Below are 24776 nucleotides of genomic sequence, written 5' to 3'. Positions count from 1 at the left end.
GCCGGGTAGTGCTGCTTACCCGCCGGGTGCCTCCATCCGCGCGCCGGGGTGAAGCGGCGCTACCCACCAGTTGTCCTGGATGTTCGATTCCTCCGCGTGCGCGATCGCCGCGTCCTCGTCGTCGAACGGGCCCACAAAGGTGAAGCCGCCTTTCGGCCCGCCGTGAATGAGGATTTGCTGTGTTGTCATGATTTTTCCTTTCAGATGTTCGGGTGTTGCCGTCTCGCCCGGCAAAGCAGGCCGCCGTTCATGCCGCGCGGGCATAGGTTCTCCCCTGTTGCAGCATGACGGGCAGGATGCCGAGCTGGCGCTGCAGCAAGACGGGAACACCCCAGTGGGACAGCTTGTTCGACAGGACGCGGTAGGTGTACTCGTTCGGCTCTGCCCGGATGCCCATCGTCTGCCGGCCGGCGCGGAAATGGTGGTTCAGTTGCCCCGCGAGGCCTGCGGCGACTGTGGCCTCAGTTGTCAGATACAGCCGCGCGGTGAACCAACGCACCTCGGTGCCGCGACTGGTGGAGAACACGAGGATCGCCAGGTCGGGCAACTCCGTTTCGAACGCGCACACGAGCGCGACCCGTTCCGGACCGCCGCCGCGCTGGCACCATACGAAGTCCGGTGCATGCAGCCCCAGCGCGCGCCGCTTCAGAAAGGAGGCCCGGGGGGAATGGCGCAAGGATGTGAATGGCATCATCTCGATCGGTTCAGTCGTCTCGTTTCGCAAGTGCGTCGATGACGCTCTCGCCCGGCCGCGTCAACACCGCGGACTCAAAGAACGGCTTTTCAAGTTCCGGGATGTCGGACATATCGATGTCCTCATCGTTGACCGCGCCAACGTCACGCGTTTGGTTATTTGTTGCTGACATCGCGTTATTTCTATGTAGTTAGAACTTGCGATTCTGGCGTGCGCGACTGCTCGCACGCATCCCAAATCGTTCGATTTAAGCAGCGGCTGCCGAGTATAGCTTGATAAACGCAGTGCATTTCCGCACTTCGGTTTGCGCGCGCCGCTTCGCGTCACCGCCATGCTCGCCGGCCAGTTCCTCCTGGGCGAGTGTACCGCCTTCCCTGTAGAGGGAAAGAACGTACCGCGCCTGTTTCACCGCTTCGACGAGCGTCGGCACTTGCCGGTCGTCGGTCTGGATGTTGTCCAGCGTCTCCGTCATCAGCGGGCCCGGCACGTTCTTGGCCCACGGCTCATTGCGCCATGTAGCGGGGATCTGCGTTGTACGCTGGTTGCGCGTTGCCTTCTGCTTGGTGGTCATGGCCTGCTCCGGTTCAGTCGTCAGTGAGGGCAGTCAACACACGCTCGGTCTGCTGGTCAAACGTCATGCACTCCCAGTCGGCGTCAGTGATCGACTCGATCGCGCGGGTCTGTTGCACCGCGTCGGCCCACGCGTCTTCTGCGGCTTCCAGCGCAGTGGCGAACGTTTGGGTACTGACATCGGATGGCGCTGTCCACTGCCATTCCTTGCCTTCGTCGCCGGCGGGAACGACGGCGTAGCCAAGCGGCTGCAACGCGGAGGTGAGTTGGTTCAAGCGCGTTTTCGATTGGATCTCATGAAGCGTTTCCAGCTCGTACACGTGGCCGACGCTGACCTTCTCGTCGCGGTCTTCCTCGAAGTCGTCGCCCAGAAATGCCTTGAAGTCGTTGTCGGTGAAGGTGGTGCATGTCGGGGCGAGAAACACGTAGTCCGTCGATCCAAAGCGGTGCTGGTGGCAGGCGACGACAAGCCGCTGCTCCAGTACGGCCAGTGCCTGCGCATGCGCGTTGATGATCTGCAGATCAGCAAAGGGGACCGTGACGCTGTCGCCGGTGGTGGCCGAATCCATCACCTTCTTGAACAGGGCACCGACCTGGTCGATCAGCGGTTTGACTTGGTGTTGAGCGTACATCGTGCGTTCTCCTGAGATTGGGGCGATGAGTACAGACTACAGAAGTAGGTCACCGATTCAAGAAAACGCAGCAGCGATAAGCAGTGGCGGGTTCGGGTAGGCAGGAGGTCCAGACGCGGTCACACCGAGGAGTTACGGTACAACAGGGGAGGGGGGGCCGCAGGCATGGCGAGCCTGCGTTACAGCACTTCACGAAAAGAGGGGCATTTCACAGCGGCGTGCGCCGTTACACCGTCGCGCCGGTGGCGTGTCGTGCCTTAGCTCGGTTCGACCAGGTCGTAATAATGGAGCTTGTGTTGATGCAGCTTCGCGTCGACATCCTTTATCTGTGCCTTGATCTGCAGTTTGTCGGCCAGCGTGAGGTTGCCCTTGGACTTCTTGTCCAGCCGGCGGCGCAGCCGTTCCATGCGCCTGGTCTCGTTGCGGTGCTGTTCCGGGGTCATCGGCATGGCGTTCTCCTTGGTTAGGGCGTGGCCTGTGGTGCGACCACGAGCAGGTACGTGCGATTGTTGATGCGGGTAGTGGCGGGGATGCCGCCGAACCCGTATTGGTCGTCCACGCGAGGCTGGTACGACTCGTTCACGGCAATCAGGGGGCCGCCCTCGGCATACACCTCCACGGCAAGCACATGGAACAGCGTGCCGCAGAGCATCATCTGCCCGTGCAACACCGCTTCGTTGGGTTTGGCGTCCGGCTCGCCCGCCCGGAACTCGATCTGTGGCCGTAAATCCAGCTGCTGGGCCGACACAGGAACAGGGTTGTCCCGGCCGTCCAGATCCGCGTGGATGTCGCGCAGGAGCGCCGCCGAGTCGGTGCTCAAGCGGGCGAACTGCCCATCCTTGACCAGGCCCAGCGTGACAATCCGGTATTTTGCTTCCACGACGAGCAGCCCGTCCGCTGGGGCGTCGGACCACAGGAGCGCGGCTTTCCGTTGCTGTCCGTAATGGCGCACGAGTGGATGTCGACGACGACCGATCGCGGCGTATAGTCGGCGCCGGCCGGGTCCGTCGCAGTAGCACCAATCAGCGTGCAGGTCAGGGATTGCGATTTGTCGGGTTTAGTCATGGCTCAGATAGCGGAATTGAGGGGGGATCGAATCCAGCAGCCGGTCGGCAGCAGCGATGGCGTCGGCGATCGCGCCGCCTTGCTTGGCGTGCAGCAGGAACTCGCGTACCAGTGTAACCAATTCGGCGTGCTGGTTGACGCACAGCGCGAGATAGTCAGCGGCAGCCGTTTCTCCGACCTCCTCGGTCATTTCGGCCACAACCATACCATCGGCCGCCAGCAGCAGGTACTTGTCGACCGGATCGGCCGCAAGCGGCAGCTCCGGCAGGATGGGTTCAGCGATCATATTCATGGCGGCGTCCTCTCGGTAGTCGGTGGCGATGAATTCAGACTACCGGAGTCGGGCGCTATTTCAAGAAACCGCAGCTATGCCGCCTGGTAGCCGATCAGGCGGTAGACGTCCTCCCACTCTGCGTCACACTCGCTACAACTCATTTCCTGCGTGGCCTGACCGCCATCGACATTGATATCGTCGCCGACGATGTCTTCGGATCGGCAGAACGGACACTTGGTGCCGTGCACGCGGACATAGCCACGGTTGGTCATCGGCGGTTTGCTGGGCTTTTTGGCGGTATCAGTGGTAGCGGTGCTCATGGTCGGTTCTCGGGGGTGGGTGGTGTTCATGCGGTCAGGGTCAGTCGCTGGTATTGCTGCGCGACATAGTGATACTTGTAAAAGTCGTCATTGGCGAAGCGCGCAACCATGTCCTCGAAGCGGCCGGTGCCATAGTCGGTGTCGTGATACTCCGGGTGCTTGTCGAACACCCGCCGAAGCATTGCCTCAAGCTTCTCTCGGGACAGGCCTTCCACGCGGGCATAGTTGCTGTTCTTGTATGCGAAGACGGGCGGAATCGTCCCTTCGTCGGGACCGGCGTCCTCCAGCGAAGGCGGAACGTTGACGACGACCTCCCACTCGACGAGGTCCTTGGCGTAATGGGGTTGCACCTGTGCGCCGCAGATCGGGCACTCGTCCGCGCCAACACTGGTTCCCTGATCGCCCCAGCGGTAGCCGCAATGGGCATATTTCATCTCGAAGAGGGCCATGTCTGTCCTTTAGACGAAGGTGACAAACAGCGCGTAGACGGTGTAACCGACGAGGCCGAGGCCGCCGGCGAGAATAAGCAGGCTGGACGTCATCACCCGGGCAGTGATGCCGGTGAGGTACTGCAGCAGCATTAGCATGGCGCCGCCAAAGAAGTAGAGGATGACGACGGCCCAAATCAGCAGGGCGATGGTGAGGTGGCTCATGTTCGATTCCGTTATCGAGTATCAGGCGACGTAAATGAAGCCCTGGGCGCGGTTCGTGAAGTCGCGTGCGGAGGCGACAAACTCTTCATCGCCAATTCGAAAGCGCACGGTAGAGCGGTTTCGGGCAACGACTTTGATCTCGCCTTCCACAGTGCGAGAGGATGACGCTTTGACCTCTCCGGTGGCTGGAGACATCAGCAGGATTTTCTTGACGACGATGGTGGGCATGGGCGTTCCTCAAAATGCGGTAGCGGGATAGGTCCAGAATACCGAAGGAGGGTGCTAATTCAAGAAAGCGCAAGGGGCCGTCCATTGGGGCGTAGCCGTGCGATTCTGACAACACCGCATCAACGAAAATGAGATCTATAAGCCGTGGACTTTGCTGCAGTGGTTCTGCTAGCGTGGAGAGTTTGCGCGCCGCAACGGGTGAGGCGCAATGCACTTTAGAGAAACGAGAGCGATGAGAGTCATATCCATGCCGCAATTCGGCGCCGTCTTCCAGGCCGCGGCCGCGTTGCCGCAGATCGCCGCCGCATTGCCTGAGGTCGACTATATCGATCTCGTCTTTGCGCAACCGGCGCCGCTGCACCCGCTGATGTCCCACTACGTCACGCAAGCCGACTTTACGTTCTCCAACGGCAAGGTGCTGCATGTGCCGGGATACATGATCTGGAAGTTCCGGGACGCCATACCCGAGGACCTTGGCAGCGAGGCGTATGGGTATCACGACGACAATCCCTATTCGTCGGAACATGGCGAGGTCATCATGCAACGGGTGCGCCGCGCGTACAGCCTGATGTTCACTCAGGGTGGTGCAGCGCTGCCGCATCCGCCGTTGACGGCCCGTATTGATCTGCTCACGCGCAAGGTGAAGGAGCACTACCCGCCGAAGCTGCCACCTGCATGCTTTGACGCGCTCGGCGACTTGGCCGCAGAGTACGCAACACAAGACTTCCTGGCCGGAGTGCAGACGATCGGACCGTGGATAGCGGCGGAGCTGGCGAAACCTCATGTCGTACTGCGCATGGTGGACGCCGGAAACGGGATGTTGCGGAACCAGTATTCCGAGGAGTCATGGCAGCAGCCGGAGCAGATGCTTTTTGAGGAATTTCTCAAGGAATTCAGTACCGACCTGCATACCACCCATCCGGCCAACCTGCATCAAATGGACCGCTTTACGCTTTTCATCGGTGAGCGGGCGCGAGCGGTCGCCACCCTCGCTTACCAGGAGCTAATGAAACGGACTCCCGATCTGGGGCGGCAGGTAAGCAAGGCATTGGGTACGGGGAAAGGCAGCAAGAGCGCGGAGGCGTTTTTAGCCGCGCTATCCAAATCGCAGGACGCCGAGATGTTCGTCGATATCGTCTGGGGCACCTGGTATCAAATGCTGCGCCACCTTCCATTGTCCCGGCTCATGCGGCATCCGCCTGATCTCGGGGGTTTCATCCCTACGCCGGCCATAATGAATGCAGTTCGAAAGGAATACTCTCAAAGGTGGGCACAAGGCCGTCCGCTTCAATACCATGAAAACGGGCGCTTAGACGGATGGCCTGTAACACTCGATGGGATCGTCGGGGAGGTCCTGGCGCTCGCTGCACGCGGTAACAAGCCATTCGATTTGCAAATGACACTGCGCGACTTTCTGGATGCAGGGGAAATCAACACCGGGGGAAAGCGACGAACAATCCGGCAGCTCGTCTTTGAACAGCTATGCCGTCCTGGCGTACGCGAGTGTATCGGTGAGACGCTCCTGAGATACGCTTACCCCAGCTCCGAGGCGGCAATCGAACAAGAAACATTGCTGCGCGATGCCGGTTACACCCAAGCGACGATTGGTGAAGCCATCAAAGCGGACGGCGCATTATCGGTCATCGAACAACTCCTCTGGCGGGAGACACTCAAACACTACGAGCGCAAACCCCTGCGCGATCTGTTCGTGCGGGGTCGCGGCCCGGAGGGATTCTTCGAATGGGACCCCGTCATGTTCTCACCTAACCGGGGGAGCCGTGACGGCGCGGTAAATGAGAAGAAAGTCGACTTGGAGTGCGGCCGTCTTGTTGTCAAGGTGGCGCGTTTACACGATGCTGAAAATGACTGCCTCAACGGCTATGAGTGGGAGGCCCGGCTCTTTGGAGATCACGACGCCCTCCAGGCCGTCGCCGTTGGATCGCTCTATGCACGCAAACCGCGACTGCAGGGATCGGTTGAAGAATACGATCTTGCCACGATGGCCGATCAACTGTCGGAGGCTGATTTGCTGCTCATGGATGCCTTGTTGCCGGGCGCCGACGGGGACGAGGACTTTGTGCCGGAACTTTTTGAACAGGGTGACATGTTGGCCGTGTTGTGCTGGGAGCGGCATGCGAGTGCGCCAGCAGGCTCTGGCCGAACGTGTCTAGCGGAGGCTGTGCGTGTGCTCAAAAAGATGTACCCGCGGATACGCCACCTGGTCATGGATGGCCGTCCGGCGCAGTTCGTGGATTGGTCTAATCCGGAGGAGCACGCTGAACTGACCGTTGAGAAAGGTGAAGCCGTCGAGCGGCTGGCTAAGTATGTGCACGAGGCCTTGTTTGACGATGTTGCCAATGGGATCGAGAACTGTCGCCTCGTGTATCCGTGCTACGACGAACGGACTGATCCTGCCTTACGGGTGTTAGGCAAGATCGTCCATCGCTCAATGTGACCTTACAGCGCCATTGCTAATTGCCGCGGGCCGGGTGCAGCGGTCCGTGCACAGGTGTCGGAAGGCGGGCCGAAGAACCGCAGGCGCATGCCTTCGAGGTATTCGCGCATCATCTCCGACGTCACCCAGCGCCGTCCCAGCGTCTCCGCTACACGAGCAGTGGTGCCGCTGCCGCCGAACGGGTCGTACACGAGGTCATCCGAGCGGGTCGTGAGCTTGATGAAGAACTCCGCCAGTGCAGCCGGGAAGCGCGCGGGGTGCACCGGCAGGCCTTGCTGCTTGCACAGCCGGATGTAGTCCGAGTTCGATTCCGAGTTGGACGCCACGATCAGGTTGTCGGCGATCGCGCCGCCGTTGTCCTTGCCGAACGCGCCGGCCGCCAGTGCATGGCCGCTCGGCCGGTTCGCGCCTTTTTCGCCGCCAGCGGCCAGGCGGTCGAGCATCGCCTGGGAGTAGGGGCGCAACACGTTGCGATTGTCGGCGTAGGGGTTGTCGTTGGGAGACAGCCAGTAGACCTGTTCCAGTGAGGGCTTGACGCGCACCCGCTTGACCGTGACCCACTGGGCAGGGCTGGGTAGCTTCGTCGGGCTTTGCCAAGCGAACCGCTGCTGGAGCTTCCAGCCGAACTCGTCTTCCAGCCTGATCAGCAGGCGCTCCTGGTACAGGTTGATGGTCGGCTCGCCGCTGTTCCAGACATCGGCGAGGTTGATGACGATGCTGCCGTCGCCGGTGAGCTTGCGTGCCCACGGTTCGGCCAGGCGCAGGAACCAGTCAATGTACTCCCGCGCGTCCTTGTTGCCGTACGCCTTTTCGCGTAGCAACGGGTAGGGCGGGCTGGAGAAGATCAGGTTGATGGAACCGTCGTCGAGCAGGCCGATCGCCTCCTCGCACGAGCCCCACAAGGCGACGCCCTTGTCCGTCGTAAAGATGGTGATGACGAGACCGGGCGTGGCCTGGGTCAGCGCATTCTTCCCCTTGCCGGTGAGACGCCAATACGGCTTATCCTGCGGTTCGACCAGCCCCTGCAGCTTGGCGCGCTGCTGCGCCCAGCGCACCTCGCGCTCGAACTCATTGATGACGTGCGCGCGGCCGCAATCGATGCGCTTGGACCGCACATCTTCCGGCACGGCCATCTTCTTGGCGACCATATCGTACAGTTCCGGTGTCGTTGCCTTACCGCCGCTTTCCTCAAGGGCTTCGAGCAGCGGGAGGATCATTTGCGCCTGGCGCAATTTGGCATTTGCTGTTGTCATGGCCGGGGCTCCGTCAGGCGGCAACAGGGCGGGAAAGGCGAATGGCGTCGCGCGCTTCCTTGAGGAGCACGCGGGCAAGGCCGTAGTCACCACGGCGGCGCGCGAGCGTGGCGTTGTTAAGCTGCGCTGTGGCGACGTGACCCCACGTGGTCGTGCTGCGTTTGTCGCAGCGCTCGAACTTCAGGTTGACTAGCTTGATTGGCAGCTTACGGCGGCGGATCACGCGCGCTGCGGCGCGCAGCAAGCGATCGGACTCGAATACGGGGCGCTTGGCCCAACGTCCGGTCATGGCAGCAAGCATTGGATTGAATAAGCCGATTGGGCGGCGGTTGGTCGAGGACATGGCGTTTCTCCGGGGTGTCGTATTGGCAGATGCTTTACAAACGATGCTACCGGGCGAGGGGCCAAATTCAAGAAAACGGCCTGAGCAGGCCGGTTGACGCCGCCAGCGGGGCGGGGGTATATTTTTAGCAGGGCTGGCCCGCCCGGACGCTTCGCGTTCTCCACAGGCCATTGAAACGGTACGACGTAGGCATTTTGCATCCTTCGCGGTTGCGCCGCGTCGCCTCTTGCCATCATTTTGTGGAGAACCTATGACTTCCCTTCCGTTACACCACAACACCCTTTTTTCTGAATCGGCTCGCCATGCCCGTCGGCGGTTGCTGGGATGGGGCTATGCCAAAGACGATCCAATGATCTCGCATGGACGGCTGCGGCAATATTGCGCGGCGCTCTATGCGTATGAGCATCTGGACGAACTGATCGACGACGCGTCGGATATCCGGATGGTCACGCCTTTGAGCGCCCCGCGCATGACAGTGGATCCGCTGGTGGTGCTCGATCCGGATCTTGGCTATCAGCGGTATGCATATCTGGCGCTGCGCGATGCGCACCATACACCCAGCGACATCACGATCGGCGTTGCCGAAGCGTTCGTCTCCAAGCACCGGCAGGCGGTCTTTACCATAGTTGGGGCGTGTTGCGACGAGCTGGTGACGCGCAGCGGCGGCCGGACGTTCTACTCCCCGGATCACTTCGTCAAAACCTACATCCTGGAGCGTCCGGGGCAGGAGATAATCCGGAATGCCGACGAGGTCGTTCAAGTGCAAATGCAAGCATCAAACAAGTGCAACGTCTTCGTTGATCTTGAGGCGGAGGACTATTTTGCAGCCGACCCGGGCCGAAGACGGCGTCAGCTTGAATGGGGTGACCTGAATCCGGAGGTCATTACGTTGGATGGGCGGTTGTGCCATGTCGAGGACGGGAAAGCCACCGGCGACGAAATCATTTTCTGGGGCCGCCTGATCTTTCCGAAGGTGGGCCGCGTGTACCTGACCGATCCCGTAGTCGAGATTGGTGCCAGCCTGGAACACCATCAAGCCGCAGCGTAGAAAGGAAGGGCAGGGGTAATTCTCTGCCCGCCACGCAATAACCGAAGGGAAGGGCGTTACGCCCAGAATGATCGACCGCTGCAACCGCCGCGGCACTGGTATTCCTGAAGGGTCGCTGTGTTCCCGGCATCTTCGCCAGATGTAGCCTGCCATTCATCCGACATGGCCAGTTCTTTGCTGCCGCAGAACGGGCAGCACACCGGATGCGAAGACCAGTCTTCGATCTCGCTGGCGGCTTGCCAAGCGGCTTCTGGGGTATCAAAGACGGTTTCCGAGCAGTCCAGCGGCGGCACCGATGCGCCGTCGCTGTCGACGTTACGGAACCAGCGGTACTTGCCGGGTTTGGTGCTCGATTCCTTGACGTCGTAGCCGTCCCGCTTGAGCTTTTCGATACGTTCGGGGGTGACTTGAGTAGGCATGCTCTGCTCCTTGGTAGTGGATGTGTCCATTTTCTCGAAATGGATACGTTAGTTCCAATAACCGCAGGAGCAGTGCAGTGTGGGAGAGGGCGGACAGCGGCATCCCGCCCGCGTGAGGGGTTAAGTGTTTTCGAAGGGATCGTAGGATCCGGCCGGGCCGGGGTCGTAACCGTACATGTTGCCGTTGACGTCGACGCAAGTTCCTTCAATCATCGTGGTGCCGGCGACGTTGAACGAAGGCGACCACGGCTCGGGATCGGGCTGTAAGTACTCTTCGACGTAACGCACTTCCGCCGGTTGCACCGGGTTGCTGTCCCAATACGCCCGGTCTTCTGCCGTAGCCGTGCCGTCCTCCAATGCCTCGGTGAAGGCTTGATACTTCTCCGCACGCCGGCGGCGTTCTCGTCGAGCTGCCGCCTGGCGTTCCTCTTCCTCTTTGCGTTTCTGCTCCAGCCACTCGTAGCGCACACCAAGTTGGCGGATCAACGGGAAGGTCACGTCGGAGAGGGAGAACAACTGCAGCCGTTCGCGGATTTTGCTTGCGCGCTGATAGTCGGGGTTATAGCAAGACTGTGCTTCCCGGGTCTTTTTCATCAGAAAAAGGTGGATGGGCGTCACGATCAGGGCGACAAGCACAGCAACGATATAGGTGCCGATATAGACGGCGTCTACGATCAAGGCGGCGAAGGCCGGGACGATGGTCAGGGCAAGCCCGCGGTACCAGCGGGCATCTTGCTCTCCCATCGCCTCAGGGTGGCGTAAATCGGCCTGCGCCCACTGTTCCGCACTCCCGAACTTGTACACATAATGAGCACCACTGAGCATGAAGTCGTTCGATGTATTCGAGGCTTTCACTGCAAGTAACGCACCTGTCAATTCCAGATGTTGTAGCGCGACACCCTTTTCCTTGAAAAAGTCCTCATGACTGCGCATTGCATAGTCGACGTCCTTGTAGCGGGGAATGGTTTTCCGATACTCGGTCAATGTTTGGAAAACGAAGGAAGTGCGCTCCCCATCACGGTACAAGGCGGCCGCTTTGCCGAGGACGGGATTGGCCTGCTCAAATGCGTCACGTTCCTTCTCGAGTTCTGCGTGTTCGGCGCGGCGTTGGTGATACTCGTTATGAATGTCGACGAGGCTGTGGTATTCCTTGCGCGCTCTGCGTAATTCAATCTCAGCTTCAGGCAGCCATCGCGCTAGCTTCTGGGTGCGCATCGAGAGTTGCTTGAGCAGGTCATAGGAGAGATCGGAAACGTGGGGAAGCTGCATCATGCGCGCCAGTCCGACGGCCTTGTCATACAGGTACCCTCGATCGGTCTTTATGCGAGCGATCTCGCGTTTGCGCGCGGCTGATGCATGCACAAGCCATGAGGCACCGACAAACACCGCAGCCATCGCCGCGAAGTTGATTTGCGGGTGCAGCATGTAGTGCGAAAGTGTGGCGAGTATGGCGAAAACGGCAACGACCAGCGTTGTGACCCATAACCGCTTCATGTGGCTGGGTAAGGACAGACGCCGGGCCGAGTACAAGGAGGTCGGATCCCAGCGCCCCTCCGTTGTTTCGTAAAACAGTGCATCGCCGGCTCGGCATGCCTCTTCCGGAACCATGTCGACCAGTGTCGACAGCGCCTGGGCATACTCTTCCTCCTGAAACTTCAGTTCACGCCGGGTTTTCAAAGCTGCCTCCCGTTCATAGCGCAACCGACTGTAGGACGGGTGGGTCGCGCAGTACTGCTGTATCGCCTGGACGTGTTCGGGGGCAAGTAACGCCGGATCGCCACATTCCCCCTTGCTTGTCGGGCCGCCTTCAAGTCGGGATTACGCAGGTCGATCTCGATCATCGCGTAGCCGTGGAACTTGGCGATGTTGCCTGCCTCGGTGAAGAGGCGCCGCTTCTTTAGGAGGTCGCTGAATCTCTTTGCTGCTTGCTTCAGTGTGGTTTGCATGTATCAGTGCAACAGGGGTAGTTTGGAGAGAATGTTTTTCAGCAGCAAGTATAGTGAGGGGAAGGGCGCTTCTCCACTTCAGACGGGAAAACCCTGATCTTGGTCAGGGCTGCTTTCCCGCCGGTACAAAAGGCGCTTGTCAGAACGGAATAGAGTCGTCACACGAGTGCTTCAAAGCACGCTGATACTCGTCAACGTCGATACCCAGCATCCGGCCAAGGGCGAGCCACGCCGTGTGCACGCCGCCGCGCAGGACGCGCGCCCTCTCGCGCCGCCATGTCGACAACCGGTAAAGGGTGTTGCGCTGCACTTTGCGGGTGTACCGGCGCACCGCCACGCCCGCGCCCGCCAGCAGGCCGAACCGTGGATTGTTGAGGCAGCCTTCGACGACGTCGGCAACGAAGTCCGCCTTGCTGGTCGCGTAGCCGTTCCTGTGGCTACGCAGTTGGGCCGTGTACCAGCGGCGGGTGCCGGGCCACTTGCGCAGTTCCAGCGTCGCCGACATCTTCGGATCGTTCTGGTAGCGGATCTGGACGATGCGGCTGCGACCGTGCTTGACCGCAGGCGCATAGCCGCCAACGCAGTGGGACATCCACTCGCCGTGCTCCATCAGGTCGGTGGCCGTGGTCAGTTCGCTCACATTGAAGCCGAACAGGGAGAAAGAGCGCAGCAGCGGTGTAACGAGATCGGCGTCCCCGTGCGGCACCTCACGGGCCATGAACGCATCGAAGGTCTCTTTGCTTTGCATATCGGCGGCGGTGGCCAGCACTTCGACGTAACCGTACACCCATTTGCCCTTGGCACGCGCTTCGGCGGTGATCCATTGGCGGGCCTGATATTGCTGATCGAGGGTGAGGCCGTCGAGCGCCGCCCATATGTTGATATGCTCGCGCACCAGCTTGTTGACCGACGTCGCGTGTCGCTCGGTCACGTGTCCGCGCAGGTACTGACTCGGCGCTTCGTCGCACCACATCATGATGGCGTCATTGAAGTTGAAGCGCTCCTTGAAGCCATCCACGAGCACTGACACTTTCTTGCTGCGCGGGCGCAACGCTTCGCGCAGGAGCCGCGGGGCGGCGTGCGCAAGCTCGGTTGAAGAAGAGCGGCGCGCGATCTCTTCCGCTTCGGGGCGCAGTTGGAACACCGGCTTCATACTGTGCAGCTTCCCGTCCGCTACGAGGTCGAAATAGGGGCCGATGTGGTCGACGTACTGGAGCCACATGTCGGCATGCTTGGAGCCGAAACGCTTGGCGGTATAGACCTGTCCGTGCTGCTCCCCAGAGAAGTGCCACCGTTTCATCCCCTCAATGGGGATGCCGCAGAGGTGCATGGCGAAGTCGTCGTCGCCGTATGCGCCGTTGATCTCGTCGAGCTTCTTGAAATACCGCAACGCGGTGTGCAACGGCGTTTGCAGGTTCACCACTTCGATCTGGCGGCCCTTGAGGAACTGCGCGAAGGCGTTGCTCCAGACAAGCTGCTGGGAGGCGAGGTCAATGCCCACTTGCACGCAGTTCAGATCGAAGGAACTGATCACCTGTCCGGCGGTGAAGGAGGTACTGTCGCAGGCGACGCGGTTGACCATGCCTTCCCGCTCGGAGAAGAGCACGTGATAGACGCGCTCGGTACCGACGAACGTCATCTGGTGATATGGGTCATAGCCCAACTGCGCGCGGGTGTAGGTGACCGTGTGCGACTCCATGTGCTGCGCGCGGCCAAAGGAGCGGCGCAGGTCGCGGTCGTCGCCGACTTGGAATACGTCGATATCGTTGTAGATGCCGCCGCCGTCGCCCCAGAGGTCGAGGATCGAGGAGGCGACGGCCTGACCGGCGAGGATGCCGGTTTCCGGTAACGGTGACATGCCAGAAAGGTGACGGAGGATGTCGACCCCCATGGTGTGCGAGAGGGTAATGCTGCGGTCTAATTTGCCCATGCTGTGCTCCTGAAGGATGGATCAATTTTCCGAAAACAGCACCGCAAATTCCAATTACGGAGGGGCCGGAAACCCGCATGAATACTGGCTTTCCGCCGGTTTTCGGGTGCCGATGTGCATCGGTTTTTGCGTACCGACGGGGGAGCAGAGGCCGAGACAGCGCGACAGCGGAACGATTGCCGTTATGCCGATACACCGCTTCCTGATGCTGCAAACGCCATGGCGGAAGCACTGCGACCACGGAAGGGCATGGAAGCGCCGCGACGCCGAAGGTGTGGCGTCAACGCTATTCGCCGTTCCTTTGGACAGGGCAACCAAACCCGGCATCTTGACTGCATGTGGTGACGTGCGATCATGGTGGAAAAGGAGCCCCCTGATGTCCCCATTTCACCACCAGCCAGCCGCTCGGCGGTTCACGCGCTTTGCAGACGCGCTCGATGCGGTCGGGCACGCGCAGCACTGCCGCGAAATTCAGGACATCAACGAAGCGGTGGAGGAAGGGTTTTGGAGCGGCAGCCTTCAGGTGAAGGACGAGGAGTGGCCGCAATTCAACAGTGCAATTGCAGCCAGGCTGGCGACGCTGGCGGGAAGGCCGGCGGGGTGAGGTAGATCGAGAGCCGCCGCTTAAGGGTAGCTCGCCTGTACTTGCAAACCAGGTATTGTGAAAATGTCCCGCCGTACAGCGCCCATCTCCTCTGCAGTGTATTCCCACCGCGGCGCGGCGCTGTCGCCAAATAGCCCACCCGGAAGCGGATCGCCGCTTCGGATGTAATCCCGCAATGCCTCGACGACCTCCCGCTGTGGCTCGCAATGACTAAAGCCTGGCCAATCCCCTTTTGATGCCACATAGACGGGCCACCCGGTGTGGTGGTCGATCAGCAGGATCTGCCCCTGGTTGCCGATCTCGAAACGGGCCGTCTGCTTTGTCTGGTCACAGTAAAACAGCCGCGTGCCTTGTGAAGCGATGGCGGTGATGACCCGGTTGGCGGCGGCCAGCCGAGCCGCCTTGGCTTGTGTCTTGCGGCTCACGGCGCGACCCCCCGAACCGATCCTGGGCCTTTGTTGCCTCGCTGGCCGTAATGGCCAGATGGAACCACCATGCTCACAGTGTGTTCTCCAGGACCCAGTTCTCGAACTCAGAAAAGTCGCTGATGACGTCCCCATCAGGGGGGTCGCCCTGCAACTGGCAATTCGAGTAATCGAACACCCCCGAGTGGTTGGCGCACAGATCCAGTGCCTTTGCCGCTTCGTCGTTGAGGTCGAAGTACCACATGACCAGCCGGCTCGGGTTGCTTTGAAGTCGAACGCTGATGCGGATCAGCTTGTCTTTATAACGACCCATCTTCAGCTCCTATCCTTGATGACCGGGGGCGGGTTGGTTTTGCTCAGTGCCGCGTGATTGCTTCCACTGGCGCACGCTGTTCTCGATGCGGGGCAGCAGGGCGCAAGCCTCCGCTTTGCCGGCTTGGACCGCTTCAAGCGCGCGGCGTAGCAGACCCTCGGCGTCGGCTTGGTGGAGTTCGGCCATGATCGAATCCGCACTCATCGCTTTTACTCCTCGTCATCCTCATACACCGGATCGTCATCAGCCTCCACAGACAGAGAGATCACCTCGCCTTGGTCCACGCACGCGTAGGCAACGACCCCGGTAACGGTATTTCGCATCCAGTAGTCGGTCCCCACCCCGGTGTCCCGGCCCTCGATGAACTCCCACTGGTCCCTGTCAGTATTCGTGGCGTTTGCTGCCCATTGCCGCACGTCGGGGGCCGCCCGGATTACCTCGGCGTCGCTCAGGGCGGCATCGAGCTGCGCGAGGACCTGCGTGACCGGCTTGCGTTCGCGCTGCAGCAGGACCAGTTGCGCCGCATGGTCAATGATCTCGGATGCCTGATTGACCGTGACATCGCAGGTACTGGTATCAACGGCGATGCCCTGGTCGTCAAATTCGTTGAGGGTAAGCGTGATCACCGGGGAAGCTTTGCGGTCCTCTTCGTTTGTCAGCTTTGCCAACTCCTTGATGGTGGCGAACTGTGGTTCCACCGGTACGGCCTCCTGCAGATCCGGAAGCGGCGTTTCGGGATGCGCCAGCACCCGGTCGAAGGAAAACGCGCTCTCGCTGTCGGCCATATGGCAATCCACGTAGGCGATGCCATTGTCCGCGAGGATCTTTGTGAAGTCGGGATCGAAAAAGGCGTCGTGGCCGTTCAGATCACCGATATTGAGGTCCGAGCACGACGACTCCCACACGGAGCGGCCCAGTTCGGTGGTCTCGACCCATTTGGTGACCGCCGCTTCGAGGGCGGCCATCGTGTCATCCTTTGTCGCGTGGGCGCTGCGCACGAGCAGGATTGCCATTGTCGTCAGCTCGATGCCCTCCTGGCGAACGAAGGTAAGGGCGATGGGGGCAGTGGGAAGTGCGTTCATAAAGATGTCCTTGGTTGTCAGTTGTTCAGCAGGCAGCAGCGGCTGATATGGGAGAACGGATAGCGCGTTCGGGCGGCTTCGCACGCGGCCAGAAGGTGATCAGCGACGATCTGCACTGACGTGCGGGGCGCGGTTCGCCCGTACATGCAGACGATGAAGATCATGTCGGCTCCTCTGCGTGCGAGAAGTGCTCTTCGTGTTCCATCTGCATGCGCTCGAGAATCTCTTCGCGCATACGGCCCGGCTCCGCGATCGCGTAACGTGCCATGCGCAAGGGCACGTCTTCGAGGTTCAAGAGGCCGTACTCGAAGCGCTTGGAGATCCAGCTGGCGATTTCGTCCTCGTCCAGATCGGCGGCCTCCTGGGTGACGGGGTAGATATCGACACAGTGCTCCTCGACGGCCGCACTGGTCGTGCCGGTCAGCATGCCGTTCTCGATGGCGCGACGCACCTCGCGTTCCAGCTCGTCGGCCATCGCGTCTGCGGTCTCGCTGTTGAGCAGGTAACGCACGCTGATCGAAATATTGACGGTGCCGAACTCCTGATTCGAATTGACCCCATCTTCGGGAAGCTGGTTTGCCGCTTGGTCCATCGTGCTCATCGTTTCCTCCTGTTGAATGACTTGATTCGATGAGTCCAACATACCGAAAAAGGGTGCTAATTCAAGAAAGCGCACCGAGCAGGAATGGGATGAGAAATGAAGCGCGGTGCGTCCTGTGACACAGTGCTTCGGGGGCAAACAGGAGCAGTGCGCGTAACGGCGCTATATCAGCAGCTAATACGCAGCGTGAGGAAGGACATCGTGATCGCGCCGACGTAAGCGCGAAGGGCAGGGGGCCAAGCGACAGGGCTTGGCCACGTGGTGCGGTTGCAGCGTCACCGGGCGCCGGGCAGGACCGGCCTGCAGGTGCGGACCGGTCAGTTGGCCGACTCAGCTGCCCACCGACTAACCCCGGTTTGGGAGTTCAGGCGACTGCGGCTCCTCCGATCCCTGAAGGTCGAAGTGAAAGCAGCCGTCCTCGTTACGGTCAAAGCCCGACGTAAAACCTTCGCGCACCTTGCGCGTGACCTCCTCGAGCGCCATGAGAAGGTCTTCCGTGGTTTTCCCTTCAAAATGGATGTTGGCGGCGATCATGTGGCCTCCTTGTCCGTCAATGTGGCCATCCCGGCGGCGAGGACGATGTCGGGCACCTCCTCCCCGTGGTGCATGGCAACGAAACACCGCGTCGCGGCGATCAGGTGGGTCTCGCCCCATTGGACGACGACGGGCTGGTAGAGCGCCGAGGGGCGGCGCAGGCCGACGTAGTCCGCCAACGCGCACCAAAGCGGCTTTGCCTGTCCCCGGATCGGGCGGTTCAGTCCTATCCAATACTGGCCGATGATCGCGCTGCCTTCGGCATCGTTTGTGGACGGGGAATAAATGCGCCCATCGAGCAGTTTGGCCGCGGCGTCCCGTCCGTAATAGAGCAACATCGCTCGACTGCCGTCCGGATAAAGGTCGGAAACGACGGCGTCGATGCATGCGGTACGCGCGGCCCAGTAATCGAGCAGCACACCGGTAAGGTCGGCTACCTTCATACTGGGCACTCCTCCGGCTCGGTAATCGTGCGGCCCGGCAGGCGCAACGTATCGGCGTAGTACTTCTGGTTGCCGCCGCGGTCGACGATGACGTAACGGAATTCGTCCTCGGCGCTACCGTCTTCGCTCTCAGCCAGCGCCGTGGCGAACTCCTGAAGATCCTCGTCGATCGTTGCCTTGGCCTCGTCAAAGGTCATGTATACCGGCTTGTTGCGGTCGTCCTTGACGAAGTAGTTCCAGCGGTCCCACTGCCCGTAGACGAGCATGACGGATATGCGGACGGTAAAGTCGGCGGCTTGGGGCATGTTGGCGTTCTCCTGAAAGGTCATGAATCCACTATACCGACCAAGGGTGCTAAATCAAGAAAGCGCGCCCGCGCTGCGACGCGGTTAGCCGGCACTTGGAGGGACCAGCGTGGCGGCACTACAGTAAGACGCGCCCTGCTCCTCGAAGCACTCGATGGAGCCGGTCAGTTCACCGTGCCGGTTGAAGCAGTAGAACGTCTGCTGGCTGAAGGGCAGTTCCACCAATACCGTCGCCCCGTCCTCGGCCGCTCTCGCGCGGGCATCCGCGAAATCCCCATACTGCAGCGGGTTGAAAAAATGGTCGTTGATCGGATACACGCCGACCAGTTGTTCGCTGAAAAGTCGGGTCAGGGCGGCAACCAGTTGCTGTTGTGCTGTCACAGTGAGAACTCCTTTCATGTCGGTGTGAAGACGGGTTGTTCGGTGTCGACCAGGTGGGCGTCAGTGCCACAGTTGTTGCAGCCTTCCATCCGGCGCGGGCGGGGTGTTCCCATTTCGACGCTGATGTGCGGCACTTCTACGCTCGGCCAATCCTGCTGGCAGCGAGCACAGTGCGTGAAACCCGGCTCTGCCTCATCTGTGCGACTCGGTTGCCGCGCTTGGGGGGCTTCTCCCCCCTTTTTACGCCCGGCGCTTTCACGTTCGAAGGGTCGGCGGGCGCGCAGACGGGCATGGAAGGCGGAGAGGGGTGGTTGAGAGCTACTGCAACAACGACGGGATAACCGTATTTCGGGGAATTGGGGACTTGCGGATGGGGGCGCCGCGGCACTTCCTCGGGTCAGCGCCGCAGGCAGAGTCGACGCGTTATACCGCCAAGGCCTCGAAGCGGTAGTGCGCGATCTTCTCGGAATACTCGAGGCTGCCGGCCGCGTCATCGGCTTTGCCGATCGCCTCGCTCTCGCAGCGTGCCGACACGCGCACGGCGTTGAACCCCACGCCACTGCGGCTGATGGCCACGTCCCACTCGATCTCGGGCACGTCTTGCTCGTCGATCTCCTCGACGTCAACGATGGACAGGTCGCCGGTGACTTCGAGCGTCAGCTCATTGCCTTCCGCGCCGGTCACGACGTAGTTGAGATTGCCCATGCACGTGCTTCCACAGGCTTCCTCGGAAAGATGGTCCAGAATTCCTTCGAGGTCGTTGTCGATGAACTTGCTCAGGTCGACCCGGACGGTAACGGTGATGTGGTTGTTAGCATCGGGCTTGGCAATTTTCCCGTTCGGCAGTCGGACGTACATGATGGGCTCCTCGGTAGACGGGTTGCAGTGATGCAGTCCATCGTACCGATCGGGGCCTCTATTTCAAGAAAACGCGCCGGGTGACGTGCGCGGCGGAATAGGCTTATTGGCGGGACTTGAAGCGCCTGCGGCCCTGGAAGAACCCGATGATGTGGCAGAGGATGACCATTGCAGCATTGGCGCTGATTGCCGCCTCCCAGACTTGTCCGGGCGTCGCATCGGTCGACATAACGAACAGGCCGGTCAGGAGAAAGCACGCCAGGGCAGCACCGGTGCCGTAAATTGCGGCCCACAGTAACGAGGTGCCGAGTTTTGTCTGGAAAAACACCTTGCTCTCCCGGTCGTGGCGTTACTCGAAGCCGATCTCGTCGGCCTTGACGGTGATCTCGTGCTTTTCCCAGTCGCCGCCGGCGTGGCGGGTCCGCACCCTGACCTTCATTTTTGCCGGCGCGACGACAGTGTCGCCTTCCATCGTGATCTCGCCGTCGGCCATCATCTGCGTCGCCTTGGCCATGCCGCGCTTGATGCCGCGGATGTACCACTCCATCGCCTTCTCGCGCATGGCTTCAGGGATGGTTTCCAGCGCCAGGTCGAGATCGACGGAGGGGAACTGGGTGTGGACCGGTTCACGGCCGACGGCCCCTGCAATTCCCGTGACAGCCTTGCGCAAGCATTTGAATCCGATGTCGTTTCCAGCCATGGTCTCGTTTCCCTTGTCGATTGTTAGGACAGTGATGGTATTGCCCGAAGCTTCCATTATTGCAGTCCGTTGACGCGCCGTCACCACGGACATTCGCCGGGCGGACGGGTGCTCTTTCGCGGCTCGCCGGCGGCGTAGATCGTCATCTTCGGTTCCACGTCCCACGGACGCACCCGCTTTTCGACGCCATCCACCAGGCGTATGCGGACAAACGGCCCCCTGTCGGAATACTCCCGGCCGAGGACCGCGCATGGTGCGCCATTGAACGACCGGCTCGCCGGTGTCACTGTCTCATCGATGCGGGTGCGGGTGCAGCTCCGGGCAGAACGACAGCGGCAGGTCGTACCCTAGCGTGAAGAGCAGATCCCGGTCGCGGTGCTTCTCCGCTTCCGGGCGGGTCATGAACACGGTATAGACAGGCGCGGCGAACCGGATCCGGCGCTGTGCTTTCTGGCCGAGCCGTCGCTCGATGCTTGCGGTTGCGCTTGCGCATGCGTCCATGCGGTGCTGCGGTGTCGGTAGTTCGTGGATCTTCCTTGCGGGACGAACGAAAGGCGACCCGTGGGCGTCCAGCGCTTCGTAAGCAATTTGCGTTGTCATTGCTGTTTTCATGGTGGAGGCTATTCGGCTGCTGCGCCGAGCGGGAAGAGGCGCTTTTCGTGCTGGCAGACGAACTGCAGCGTGCGCAGTAGCGGAAATTGCTCCGGAATGGCCTCGCGCTCGATGCGCTTGTCCTTCAGTCCGGTGAGTACCTCCTGCAGGAACTCCGGCATCATCATGATGCGGCCGCCGCCAATCTTCTTGCGCTCAGTGGTGCCGCTGCCCAAGCCGAAAAGCGCGATCTGCTCGATGTCCATGGGGACGTCCACGCCCTTGAACATCTGCGGGATGTACTTGCGCCCGGCGGCGAACTTCTTCGTGTACCGTTCTTCGCGCTTGTCCCACGTGTTCGAGTCCATCGAAGGTTCGACGTGGACAAGGTGCTTTGTTTCCGGATGGATAGCCACGACGTCCAGCTCGCACGTCCAGCCGCCGCCCGGGCGCTTTCCGACGTGGACGTTGCGACGCACGAAGTAGCCGCGAAACTCGAACCATTCGGCGACCAGGCTTTCGAGGTGATTCAGACCCATTGCGGTTACTCCGTGACAGCCGGTTTTGCCGTCTCGGGCGCAACCGGTTCAAACATCATGGCGCCGACGGCGCCGGACTGGCCATTGCTTTGCAGTAGCGGCCGCAGGCTCACAACGGGCTTCCGCTCGCCTTTGCGCAAGACGTGCACCATGGCGACGTGGCCGACAAGGGCTTCCGTGCGTACGCTGAACTCGTACGGGTCGGCTAATGTGGCGTTCTTGCCCTCGAAATCGACGTCCGCATAGGGCGGCTGCGGCTTAAAGACGATGCCCACCTGCAGTTGTGCCCATTCCTGCGCGAACTTACCGGATGGAACAGGGATGTCCGACACGGACAGGGTGGACTCGCTGAAGTTTTGCACCGTGGTCGTCACGGCAAGAACGCCGGTGCGCCCGATCTCGCGGCGCTCGATCGTGACACGGCGGTTCGCGGCGTTGGCAGCAAGGTAATGTCCTTGCCCGACGGCGCGCTGCGACAGCGGTATCAGCAGGCCCTTGGCGCGCTCGCCCTGGCCGCTTTTGAACGTGCATTGAAAGGCGAGCATGCCGCGCGCCTCGTCGACCGTGCGCTGGCAGTTCGTGACGGCGCTGGGGGAGAAGGTCACCATCATCTCGTCACCGAGCGACTGCTTCTCGTATTGGAAGGTCGCGCGGCGGGCGGCGAGTGCGTCGCTTTTCTCGCCCGGAGCTGGCGCGTCGACCTTGGCTGCCTTCAGGGCTTTGAACAAGTCGGCGGCGTTCGCGCGCGGGGGAAGCGCTGCTTCGCTGGCGCAGGCAATCCCGGCAAAGGCAGTCAGGCAACAGGCGATGGCGGCTACGCGGAAGGGTGAGGTCATGTCGGTAGCAGTCTAACGTGCGTAGCGGGCAGGGGAAACCGCCCTCCACGACGTGATCCCGGACTGGTTCTTGATGCCGGTGATGCTGCTGCGCTGCATGTCCGGCCACCACTTGAACCAGATCCCGCCGCTCTGGTAGTGCTCACCCAGATTGGTCAGGACAATGAGGTTCTCGGGCGGCAGGTCCGTGCAGGGCGCGGATGCATGGGAGGCGTCAACCGGCTCGAAGGAAACCTCATCGCCGCCGGCGAACGAGCACACTGGATCTTTGTATCCGTGGCCGTGCTCGCCCAGTAGGATGCTCCAGTTGCTGTGACGGCGGGCGGTCCCGGCGTCGATTTTGGACCATAGAGAGCCCTGCGCCTTGAATCGGTCGCCGGGAGCCAGTTCCTCAAAGCGCATACGTATGTCCTTGTTTATCTGATTGGCGTCTCCACGACACGGCCGTCGCGGTAGAGGCAACTCATGTGGCGGTAATGGATCCGGCCTTCGCCCAGCGTTCCGGCAATGAAGCACTCCGGTTCAAGCTTCTTGACTGCGACGTGATGGACCGCAGGCCGTCCGATCCGGACAGGGTCGGGCGCAAGCAGGCGCATCAACGCCACGGCGGCGATCGCAACGACCACGGCGGAGACCGCGAAGTACCGGCTGTTCAGCAGGAAGGCCATTTTTCCATGATTACGTGTTTCCAACATGCAAGCATAACGTCTGGCTTACCTACTGAGAAGGTCTTGCGGCGACGCGGCGGCAAGGATCTGCTCTACCGTCAGTGGTTTCCATTCGTGGTTATCGAAATAGTCCTTGCCGTCCTGGGCCAGGGATACGCTGATCGCGCCCCGCGTGCCTACGAAAATGCCGCGCACACCCGGCGTATCAACGACGTCCTTGGCCAATGGATACGACCCGTAATGCTGTCCACAACCGAAGGAATGGAGCTTTTCCTGCACCAGCCGAGACTGTTCCTGCGTTTCCACCCAGACGCGGAACGGCGCCGAAAACAGGATCGGCTGGAACTTCGAATCCGACTCGAGCAGGTTACAAAGGCTGCGCAGGGTCGCCGCTACACGTACTCGTTCGCTACGAGGCATCCCTTTGAACGCCGCAATCGCACGCGTTTCGTCGTCCTGATTCAAAGCCTCGAAGGCGTTGAGAATGGCTTGCATGACGGTGTCCTTTCCAGTGATGCCTACAGCCTACCGCTCGAAAATGTGAAGTCAAAAAATGCGCGGGATTACGCCTGGCAGTCAGCAAGGAGAAACTCTGCTGCTGCCTCTGGCCCGTTCACGCGGTTAATTCGGCGATACGTGGCAATCCGCCTGAAAGTGCTGCGCATGAGGGGAGGTTGCGGGGGTACGCCGTTGCTCTTGCAGACCCGTCGCTCAAACCGGAAGCGTGCGTTGAACATCTTGTGCACGTAGCGGCGCAACCTACGCAGGGATTGCTTTTCCTCCGGGGTGAGCGGGCCGCTTTTAGCACTCAGGCGTGACATCGCACGGTTTGCCGCACGCGCACGGCGATCGGAGCCGTTGACCTTGCTTCTCAGCGATTTGGTGGAAGCTGGCATGAAAATTCAGTGAAACGACTGCGCCAGCACGCCGCGTTCGCGCATCAGTTCCGCAAGGGCTTCGTGCGCGCTATCGGTCTGCTTGTCCAGATCCGTGCTCGCCTGCAGTGCAGCGCGCGCCACGCGCTCATGGTCGCCGGCAGTCATTGAGTCGTATACGGATGCGGCGAGACCATCGAGCGTGCGGACCTCGGCGCACTGGACGTCGGCGATGTTACGCGCCAGTACAGCAGCAACGTCGGTTTGGGAGACAGCAAAGGCGGTAATCGATGTCATGAATTCTCCTGTGGTTGTTGAGTGACCAGATCACAATACCAACTCACGTCCTGGGATCAAATTTCCGAAGCAACCGCGAAATGACCCCGTTTTCGTGAAGCGGCGGGTGTTATCGATCCACGGGAAGAATCACCGGTATCGCCGTATCCACCGGGGGGCGCGGCCAGCCGTCGGTGAAGGCCTCCAACTCAGAAAAATCAGCGTAATGGCGTGACGAATAGGGCTTGAGGATGCGAACCGGCCGCACCTCCGCCTCGACCCCGGCAGTGCAACGCTGCAGGACCCGGATCGCCTGGTCAGGAGAAGAAAACAGCGCGTCCTTGCGGAAGCGGTTCTCGATTTGCACCCACGGATACCCGAGATGCTGTCGGTACTTGATGTAGGCGCCGAAGCCGATGATGTCGGTCGCCAATTGGAACCCGTGCCCGCTAAGCAGGGGTTGTCGGTAGACGAAATGGTGGTGGAGCTGCATGAACCCTCCTGTTTCTGGTGCGTTCGACTATACGGACGCATGAGGGCATTGCAATTTTTCGTTCAGGAGGCAGTGACACGGGCAATGCATTCCCGGACCGCGCGCATGCATTGCTCGTCGTCCAAGTCCCGGTTTTTCAGGTGACACACCACTTCATCGAGAAAGGCGGCAGCAGCCGGCGAAGCAGCGCAAGGCGCATGGCGCACGGAGGGCGTGTCCTGGACGAGCTGCGGCGCGGTGTGAAAGTGCAAAAGATGCATCATCTTCGGTATTCCATGCAATGGGGATGTCATCCCTTGAAGATCGGCGAGAAGTGCAATACCTGAAGACCCGGCGCAGGCCTTTCCCGATTGTCTTGACCCGAGTCAACCGGCGCCGGTGGGTTTGCGCCCTGACGCTTAAGAGCAGTGGCGCAGGATGAA

General features: G+C 60.9%; 44 protein-coding genes. 3 read left to right on the top strand and 41 right to left on the bottom strand.

Annotation, left to right across the window (positions count from 1 at the left end; all coding sequences use genetic code 11):
• Nucleotides 1-15: 15 nt before the first annotated feature.
• The 12 genes from AC3WOY_RS26700 to AC3WOY_RS26645 all read right to left on the bottom strand — a co-directional run bounded on the left by AC3WOY_RS26700 (nt 16) and on the right by AC3WOY_RS26645 (nt 4436).
• Complete coding sequence (locus tag AC3WOY_RS26700; protein ID WP_492429505.1) at nt 16-189, bottom strand: hypothetical protein; 174 nt, start codon at nt 187-189, stop codon at nt 16-18.
• Between the two features lie 58 nt (nt 190-247).
• Nucleotides 248-694 (bottom strand): hypothetical protein, encoded by a 447-nt coding sequence (locus AC3WOY_RS26695; protein ID WP_492429504.1) that lies wholly within the window; start codon nt 692-694, stop codon nt 248-250.
• Between the two features lie 10 nt (nt 695-704).
• Nucleotides 705-866 carry a hypothetical protein gene (locus AC3WOY_RS26690; RefSeq protein WP_492429503.1) on the bottom strand — a complete coding sequence of 54 codons (162 nt, stop codon included), beginning with the start codon at nt 864-866 and terminating at the stop codon, nt 705-707.
• A gap of 75 nt (nt 867-941) precedes the next feature.
• Nucleotides 942-1265, bottom strand: coding sequence for a hypothetical protein (locus AC3WOY_RS26685; protein WP_492429502.1), 324 nt, complete (start codon nt 1263-1265; stop codon nt 942-944).
• A 13-nt stretch (nt 1266-1278) separates the two neighbouring features.
• Nucleotides 1279-1896, bottom strand: coding sequence for a hypothetical protein (locus tag AC3WOY_RS26680; protein WP_492429736.1), 618 nt, complete (start codon nt 1894-1896; stop codon nt 1279-1281).
• Between the two features lie 257 nt (nt 1897-2153).
• Nucleotides 2154-2345: a hypothetical protein gene (locus AC3WOY_RS26675; protein ID WP_492429501.1), complete on the bottom strand. Its 192-nt coding sequence runs from the start codon at nt 2343-2345 to the stop codon at nt 2154-2156.
• A gap of 14 nt (nt 2346-2359) precedes the next feature.
• Nucleotides 2360-2848 carry a hypothetical protein gene (locus AC3WOY_RS26670; RefSeq protein WP_492429500.1) on the bottom strand — a complete coding sequence of 163 codons (489 nt, stop codon included), beginning with the start codon at nt 2846-2848 and terminating at the stop codon, nt 2360-2362.
• 105 nt (nt 2849-2953) lie between these two features.
• On the bottom strand, nt 2954-3253 hold the full coding sequence (locus AC3WOY_RS26665) for a hypothetical protein (protein WP_492429499.1): 300 nt from the start codon (nt 3251-3253) through the stop codon (nt 2954-2956).
• 74 nt (nt 3254-3327) lie between these two features.
• A complete protein-coding gene (locus AC3WOY_RS26660) occupies nt 3328-3555 on the bottom strand; it encodes a hypothetical protein (protein WP_492429498.1) in 228 nt (75 codons plus the stop codon).
• A 26-nt stretch (nt 3556-3581) separates the two neighbouring features.
• Entirely contained in the window at nt 3582-4004 is a 423-nt protein-coding gene (locus AC3WOY_RS26655) for a hypothetical protein (RefSeq protein WP_492429497.1), read from the bottom strand.
• Between the two features lie 9 nt (nt 4005-4013).
• A complete protein-coding gene (locus tag AC3WOY_RS26650) occupies nt 4014-4208 on the bottom strand; it encodes a hypothetical protein (RefSeq protein WP_492429496.1) in 195 nt (64 codons plus the stop codon).
• 21 nt (nt 4209-4229) lie between these two features.
• Complete coding sequence (locus AC3WOY_RS26645) at nt 4230-4436, bottom strand: hypothetical protein (RefSeq protein WP_492429495.1); 207 nt, start codon at nt 4434-4436, stop codon at nt 4230-4232.
• Nucleotides 4437-4683: 247 nt separating this feature from the next.
• On the opposite strand from AC3WOY_RS26645, the gene AC3WOY_RS26640 reads away from it, so the two are divergent.
• Entirely contained in the window at nt 4684-6891 is a 2208-nt protein-coding gene (locus AC3WOY_RS26640; RefSeq protein WP_492429494.1) for a hypothetical protein, read from the top strand.
• Nucleotides 6892-6893: 2 nt separating this feature from the next.
• On the opposite strand, the gene AC3WOY_RS26635 is transcribed toward AC3WOY_RS26640, so the two are convergent.
• A complete protein-coding gene (locus tag AC3WOY_RS26635) occupies nt 6894-8144 on the bottom strand; it encodes a DNA methyltransferase (protein ID WP_492429493.1) in 1251 nt (416 codons plus the stop codon).
• 13 nt (nt 8145-8157) lie between these two features.
• The gene (locus AC3WOY_RS26630) at nt 8158-8487 is read right to left on the bottom strand and encodes a hypothetical protein (RefSeq protein ID WP_492429492.1); all 330 of its coding nucleotides are present in this window, start codon (nt 8485-8487) and stop codon (nt 8158-8160) included.
• A gap of 250 nt (nt 8488-8737) precedes the next feature.
• On the opposite strand from AC3WOY_RS26630, the gene AC3WOY_RS26625 reads away from it, so the two are divergent.
• Nucleotides 8738-9535 (top strand): hypothetical protein, encoded by a 798-nt coding sequence (locus AC3WOY_RS26625; RefSeq protein WP_492429491.1) that lies wholly within the window; start codon nt 8738-8740, stop codon nt 9533-9535.
• A gap of 56 nt (nt 9536-9591) precedes the next feature.
• Here the strand turns inward: AC3WOY_RS26625 and AC3WOY_RS26620 are convergent, their stop codons facing one another.
• The 3 genes from AC3WOY_RS26620 to AC3WOY_RS26610 all read right to left on the bottom strand — a co-directional run bounded on the left by AC3WOY_RS26620 (nt 9592) and on the right by AC3WOY_RS26610 (nt 13830).
• A complete protein-coding gene (locus AC3WOY_RS26620) occupies nt 9592-9954 on the bottom strand; it encodes a hypothetical protein (RefSeq protein WP_492429490.1) in 363 nt (120 codons plus the stop codon).
• A gap of 120 nt (nt 9955-10074) precedes the next feature.
• On the bottom strand, nt 10075-11631 hold the full coding sequence (locus AC3WOY_RS26615) for a hypothetical protein (protein ID WP_492429489.1): 1557 nt from the start codon (nt 11629-11631) through the stop codon (nt 10075-10077).
• A 408-nt stretch (nt 11632-12039) separates the two neighbouring features.
• Nucleotides 12040-13830, bottom strand: coding sequence for a hypothetical protein (locus tag AC3WOY_RS26610; RefSeq protein WP_492429488.1), 1791 nt, complete (start codon nt 13828-13830; stop codon nt 12040-12042).
• 376 nt (nt 13831-14206) lie between these two features.
• Here AC3WOY_RS26610 and AC3WOY_RS26605 point away from each other — a divergent pair, with 376 nt between their 5' ends.
• Complete coding sequence (locus tag AC3WOY_RS26605) at nt 14207-14434, top strand: SH3 domain-containing protein (protein ID WP_492429487.1); 228 nt, start codon at nt 14207-14209, stop codon at nt 14432-14434.
• A gap of 20 nt (nt 14435-14454) precedes the next feature.
• Here AC3WOY_RS26605 and AC3WOY_RS26600 read toward each other — a convergent pair whose 3' ends face one another.
• The 24 genes from AC3WOY_RS26600 to AC3WOY_RS26485 all read right to left on the bottom strand — a co-directional run bounded on the left by AC3WOY_RS26600 (nt 14455) and on the right by AC3WOY_RS26485 (nt 24617).
• Complete coding sequence (locus AC3WOY_RS26600; protein ID WP_492429486.1) at nt 14455-14859, bottom strand: YoqU family phage-derived protein; 405 nt, start codon at nt 14857-14859, stop codon at nt 14455-14457.
• Between the two features lie 73 nt (nt 14860-14932).
• Entirely contained in the window at nt 14933-15172 is a 240-nt protein-coding gene (locus tag AC3WOY_RS26595; RefSeq protein ID WP_492429485.1) for a hypothetical protein, read from the bottom strand.
• A gap of 9 nt (nt 15173-15181) precedes the next feature.
• Entirely contained in the window at nt 15182-15376 is a 195-nt protein-coding gene (locus AC3WOY_RS26590) for a hypothetical protein (protein ID WP_492429484.1), read from the bottom strand.
• A 5-nt stretch (nt 15377-15381) separates the two neighbouring features.
• Nucleotides 15382-16254: a hypothetical protein gene (locus AC3WOY_RS26585; protein ID WP_492429483.1), complete on the bottom strand. Its 873-nt coding sequence runs from the start codon at nt 16252-16254 to the stop codon at nt 15382-15384.
• 17 nt (nt 16255-16271) lie between these two features.
• Nucleotides 16272-16418 carry a hypothetical protein gene (locus AC3WOY_RS26580; RefSeq protein ID WP_492429482.1) on the bottom strand — a complete coding sequence of 49 codons (147 nt, stop codon included), beginning with the start codon at nt 16416-16418 and terminating at the stop codon, nt 16272-16274.
• Complete coding sequence (locus AC3WOY_RS26575) at nt 16415-16855, bottom strand: hypothetical protein (protein ID WP_492429481.1); 441 nt, start codon at nt 16853-16855, stop codon at nt 16415-16417. Before AC3WOY_RS26575 ends, AC3WOY_RS26580 begins: the two co-directional genes overlap by 4 nt.
• Nucleotides 16856-17200: 345 nt before the next feature.
• Nucleotides 17201-17389, bottom strand: coding sequence for a hypothetical protein (locus AC3WOY_RS26570; RefSeq protein WP_492429480.1), 189 nt, complete (start codon nt 17387-17389; stop codon nt 17201-17203).
• Nucleotides 17386-17832 (bottom strand): phage protein NinX family protein, encoded by a 447-nt coding sequence (locus AC3WOY_RS26565; protein ID WP_492429479.1) that lies wholly within the window; start codon nt 17830-17832, stop codon nt 17386-17388. Before AC3WOY_RS26565 ends, AC3WOY_RS26570 begins: the two co-directional genes overlap by 4 nt.
• Nucleotides 17829-18161, bottom strand: a complete 333-nt coding sequence (locus AC3WOY_RS26560; protein WP_492429478.1) for a hypothetical protein — start codon at nt 18159-18161, stop codon at nt 17829-17831. The genes AC3WOY_RS26565 and AC3WOY_RS26560 overlap by 4 nt, the downstream gene beginning before the upstream one ends.
• Before the next feature lie 60 nt (nt 18162-18221).
• The gene (locus AC3WOY_RS26555; RefSeq protein WP_492429477.1) at nt 18222-18518 is read right to left on the bottom strand and encodes a hypothetical protein; all 297 of its coding nucleotides are present in this window, start codon (nt 18516-18518) and stop codon (nt 18222-18224) included.
• A gap of 423 nt (nt 18519-18941) precedes the next feature.
• Nucleotides 18942-19376: a hypothetical protein gene (locus AC3WOY_RS26550; RefSeq protein ID WP_492429476.1), complete on the bottom strand. Its 435-nt coding sequence runs from the start codon at nt 19374-19376 to the stop codon at nt 18942-18944.
• A 103-nt stretch (nt 19377-19479) separates the two neighbouring features.
• Nucleotides 19480-19704: a hypothetical protein gene (locus tag AC3WOY_RS26545; RefSeq protein ID WP_492429475.1), complete on the bottom strand. Its 225-nt coding sequence runs from the start codon at nt 19702-19704 to the stop codon at nt 19480-19482.
• A 21-nt stretch (nt 19705-19725) separates the two neighbouring features.
• Entirely contained in the window at nt 19726-20076 is a 351-nt protein-coding gene (locus AC3WOY_RS26540) for a hypothetical protein (RefSeq protein ID WP_492429474.1), read from the bottom strand.
• 80 nt (nt 20077-20156) lie between these two features.
• Entirely contained in the window at nt 20157-20363 is a 207-nt protein-coding gene (locus AC3WOY_RS26535) for a hypothetical protein (protein WP_492429473.1), read from the bottom strand.
• A 4-nt stretch (nt 20364-20367) separates the two neighbouring features.
• Complete coding sequence (locus AC3WOY_RS26530; RefSeq protein ID WP_492429472.1) at nt 20368-20676, bottom strand: hypothetical protein; 309 nt, start codon at nt 20674-20676, stop codon at nt 20368-20370.
• Nucleotides 20677-20696: 20 nt separating this feature from the next.
• Nucleotides 20697-21206 carry a hypothetical protein gene (locus tag AC3WOY_RS26525; protein ID WP_492429471.1) on the bottom strand — a complete coding sequence of 170 codons (510 nt, stop codon included), beginning with the start codon at nt 21204-21206 and terminating at the stop codon, nt 20697-20699.
• Between the two features lie 5 nt (nt 21207-21211).
• Nucleotides 21212-22042 (bottom strand): hypothetical protein, encoded by an 831-nt coding sequence (locus AC3WOY_RS26520; RefSeq protein WP_492429470.1) that lies wholly within the window; start codon nt 22040-22042, stop codon nt 21212-21214.
• A gap of 12 nt (nt 22043-22054) precedes the next feature.
• Entirely contained in the window at nt 22055-22444 is a 390-nt protein-coding gene (locus AC3WOY_RS26515) for a hypothetical protein (RefSeq protein ID WP_492429469.1), read from the bottom strand.
• Nucleotides 22445-22458: 14 nt separating this feature from the next.
• On the bottom strand, nt 22459-22737 hold the full coding sequence (locus tag AC3WOY_RS26510; RefSeq protein WP_492429468.1) for a hypothetical protein: 279 nt from the start codon (nt 22735-22737) through the stop codon (nt 22459-22461).
• 18 nt (nt 22738-22755) lie between these two features.
• The gene (locus AC3WOY_RS26505) at nt 22756-23205 is read right to left on the bottom strand and encodes a hypothetical protein (protein ID WP_492429467.1); all 450 of its coding nucleotides are present in this window, start codon (nt 23203-23205) and stop codon (nt 22756-22758) included.
• Nucleotides 23206-23273: 68 nt separating this feature from the next.
• Complete coding sequence (locus AC3WOY_RS26500; RefSeq protein ID WP_492429466.1) at nt 23274-23606, bottom strand: hypothetical protein; 333 nt, start codon at nt 23604-23606, stop codon at nt 23274-23276.
• A 6-nt stretch (nt 23607-23612) separates the two neighbouring features.
• Complete coding sequence (locus tag AC3WOY_RS26495; RefSeq protein WP_492429465.1) at nt 23613-23882, bottom strand: hypothetical protein; 270 nt, start codon at nt 23880-23882, stop codon at nt 23613-23615.
• A 109-nt stretch (nt 23883-23991) separates the two neighbouring features.
• On the bottom strand, nt 23992-24354 hold the full coding sequence (locus AC3WOY_RS26490; protein ID WP_492429464.1) for a hypothetical protein: 363 nt from the start codon (nt 24352-24354) through the stop codon (nt 23992-23994).
• Nucleotides 24355-24416: 62 nt separating this feature from the next.
• The gene (locus AC3WOY_RS26485) at nt 24417-24617 is read right to left on the bottom strand and encodes a hypothetical protein (RefSeq protein ID WP_492429463.1); all 201 of its coding nucleotides are present in this window, start codon (nt 24615-24617) and stop codon (nt 24417-24419) included.
• Nucleotides 24618-24776: the final 159 nt, after the last annotated feature.

It is taken from the genome of Noviherbaspirillum sp. FW303-A3, from assembly GCF_058788695.1.
This window is presented reverse-complemented; position numbering and strand designations above follow the sequence as displayed.